This window comes from Microbacterium sp. ISL-103, from assembly GCF_018613995.1.
GTDB lineage: Bacteria > Actinomycetota > Actinomycetes > Actinomycetales > Microbacteriaceae > Microbacterium.
On sequence record NZ_JAGGPD010000155.1, the window covers coordinates 7,042 to 9,547 of the forward strand.

1 protein-coding gene and 1 pseudogene are annotated in these 2,506 nt (G+C 70.0%); one reads left to right on the top strand and one right to left on the bottom strand.

The features are described 5' to 3' along the window. Positions 1–397, top strand: a pseudogene (locus J7E68_RS06635) (hypothetical protein); the annotation flags it as partial. Between the two features lie 16 nt (positions 398–413). Here the strand turns inward: J7E68_RS06635 and J7E68_RS06640 are convergent. After that, positions 414–2,506 (bottom strand): glycoside hydrolase domain-containing protein (locus tag J7E68_RS06640; protein ID WP_251048718.1); only part of this gene is annotated, 2,093 nt, incomplete at its 5' end.

A 2,506-nucleotide genomic window follows, 5' to 3' on the forward strand; every position in this document is an offset into this window, starting at 1 on the left:
TGACGGCTACGGCGTCTACGTGGCCTACAACCTCACCGCGACCGATCAGTCGGCGTATCTGTCGGGCATCACCGAGGCGCTGAAGGGTGAGGCGACCGAGTACCGGGCGGCGCCGCGCGATACGACGCCGCCCACCGTCACGGTCAAGGACGGATCGCGCTTCACCAAGGTCAGGGCCGATGGCGCCTACCAGCGCGTGAGCTTCGCGCTGTTCGACGAGGGCGAGATCGACAGGCTCTCTGTGAACGGGGTCGTGAAGGATCTCACGGATGACACGTGGAGCGATCTGAACTTCGTGAAGCCCGGCGCCTTCGGCGCGGTGCGGGGTGCGAACACCCTGCAGGTCGTCGACGTCGCAGGCAACATCACCGAGGTGTCGTTCGTCCTGTCGAAGTGATCACCCCAGCGGGCGATCACCCGAGGTCGAAGATCTCGATCTGACGGATCGTGACCCCGGCTTCCGCTCGTACGCGGATCGCCGGGGTCACGACGCGTGATGTCAGCGTGAACGGCGTCGTGCGGTCGGCGACGAGGTCGGTGACGTGCGTCGTCGGAGCGGGGGTCCAGGTGCCATCGGCGGCGAGGACCTCCCAGGCGACGGCGGTCGAGTGAGCCGCGGTCGACATCGTGAGGGTGACGTCGCTGACGGCGCGGGGCTCGATGAAGCGCCACCCCACCCAGTCGCCTGCCCGCAGGGCGACGCCGTCCGACCCCGTCGGATCTCCGTCGTCGAACAGTCGGGCGGCGTCGGCCACCGCGGTCGAGGCGATGACGTCGCCCGCGTCGGCGGTCAGGTCTTCGCGCCAGGGCACGACCTCCGACGCCGTGGATCCGCCCGTCTCGAGGGCCTCGGAGGGATCGGAGCCGAAGTCGAGCTCGAGCTCCGCGTCGCCGATGAGAGAGCCGACGGGCAGCTCGGCTCGTTCGAGTACGACGCCGTCGAGCCGGGCGCCGCGCAGCACATGGGCGGACGGATCGCTGCGTCGAGAGCGGATGCGCAGGGAAGAGCCGTCGCCCCGATCGACGCGGATGTCGTCGATGAGGGGGGAGCCGATGCGCAGCACTCCCGAGGCGAGTTCGAGCGGGTAGAGGCCGAGGGCGGCCCACAGCCACCATGCGCTCATCTCACCGTTGTCTTCGTCGCCGGGAAAGCCCTGGCCGATGTGCGCGCCCGCGAAGAGGCGGCCGGCCAGGTCGTGCACGATCGCTGCCGTGCGCCACGGTCGGTCGCTCGACGCGTACATGAAGGGGATGTGGTGCGCGGGCTGATTCGAGATCGCGCACATGCCCGAGCGCAGAGCCCTGGCCTCGCGCTGCTCGTGGATGACGGTGCCGTACGACCCGCCGAACCGCTCGTCGGCCGTCTCGGGCTCGGCGAAGAGCGCATCGAGATGGCGGCCGAGTGCCTCGGGGCTGCCGTGCAGAGCGGCGAGCCCTGCACCGTCGTGCACCGCTCCGACCGACATGCCCCACCCGTTCGTCTCGACGTTGTCGCCGCCCCAGATGCGCGGGTCGAAGCCGGGTGCGAAGGCGCCGTCGACGTCTCTGCCGCGGAGGAATCCGGAATCCTCATCGAACAGCGCGCGGTACGACAGCGCACGGTTGGCGAAGTACCGGGCGAACGAGCGGTAGCGCGCCGCATCCGCATCCGAATCCGCCTCGGTGGCGAGCTGAGTGGCGAACCGGCCGAGGGCCGCATCGCTCACGGCGTTCTCGATGGTCCAGCTCATGCCCTCGGGAACGTCGGACGAGATGTAGCCGGTGAATCGGCCCCGCCCGATGCCCTTGCGGCCGCGCAGCGCATCGGGGCCGGGTTCGCACGCGTTGCGCCAGCCGCTGTCGAACGCCGCGGCGCGATCGAAGTCCACTCCCCACCGCGCGGCGTCGGCGAAGATCTGGTCGCTCGACGTGCCCACCATGCTGTCGACGTATGACGGAGCGCTCCACCGGGCCATCCAGCCTCCCCGCCGGTACTGCTCGAGCTGGCCGTCGAGCAAGCGACCGGTCAGTGCGGGATCGAGCAGAGCCAGAGCGGGCCACTCGGTGCGATACGTATCCCAGTAGCCGTTGTTCACGATGAGCTCGCCCTCGGCGACCGGCGCGCTCGTCTCACTCTCTCCGTACGGCTCCCGACCGGCGAACACATCGGCGAATCGCCAGACGGGCGCGTCCGTCGTTGCGGTGTTCTCGGCGGCGGTGTTCGGATAGAGATGCATCCGGTGCAGGGATGCGGCGATCCGGTCGCGATTCTCCTCGTCGGCCAGCCGGCGGTAGGGCGCGTCCGCCGCGGGCAGGGGCGGGATCGTGACGCGCCTCAGCACGCGGTTCCAGGATGCTGCGGCGGTCGCTCGAAGTTCGTCGTAGGTGATGTCTGCGGGTGCCTCGAGGGCGAGGGTGCGTCTGGCCTGCGCCACCGACAGGAACGACACCGCGACGCGCACCTCGAGGAAGCCGTGCCCGCCGACGTATCCGGCGACCCGTGCCCGGCCGTCGTCGTCGAGAGCAC